Genomic DNA, 633 nt, shown 5'->3' on the forward strand with positions numbered 1-633 from the left:
GTCTAATTTCAATACGAGAAATTGACTATTCTAAATTAGACAATTTTTATTTGTTTTCCGTAAAGTTTTGAAAAATCTCTTCCATTTTAAATATTTCTATATAGTTTTTTCACTATTTTAAAGAGATACATCCATCATCTTGATTGAACAGATAGTCATCTTGAATCTGTATCATTTCTCTTTTTCAGATAGGCATACACCATTCATCATAAAGTTACAAAAATAATAGCTGTTAACGTGATCTTCCTTATTTGATGAAAAATTCTCCTTGTAAAAAAACAGGCTTCCTTGGATTGATGGTCTAGGAAGCCTGTTAGTTATTTAGTTTTCTTTGCGTCTCCATGCATATTTCAAAATCCCCAAACAGAGTAGTCCGCTTATCAGCACCCAACCCCACTCCATTTGATCTCCAGTTTTTGGCAAAGTGCCTTGAACAGAATCTGGTTGAATAGATTTCGGTGGATCATTTGGATGATTAGGCGAATTAGGTGTTTCTGGATTTTCAGGTGTTGGCGGCATCACGGTTGGTACTTCGGAGTGAATCGTATCTCCAGCATTCCCAAAGTTCAAGTCCGCTTGGTTTGGAATTCCGCCATCTTGGATGTATGGCGCTAATTCTTCATCTGTCGCATC

Annotated in this window: 1 protein-coding gene; it reads right to left on the reverse strand. The window is 36.5% G+C overall.

Annotated features, from left to right (window positions below):
- Nucleotides 1–321: 321 nt before the first annotated feature.
- Nucleotides 322–633 (reverse strand): LPXTG cell wall anchor domain-containing protein (locus tag HCK02_RS14010; protein WP_167630704.1); only part of this gene is annotated, 312 nt, incomplete at its 5' end.

It is taken from the genome of Listeria valentina (assembly GCF_011800755.1).
Classification (GTDB): domain Bacteria; phylum Bacillota; class Bacilli; order Lactobacillales; family Listeriaceae; genus Listeria; species Listeria valentina.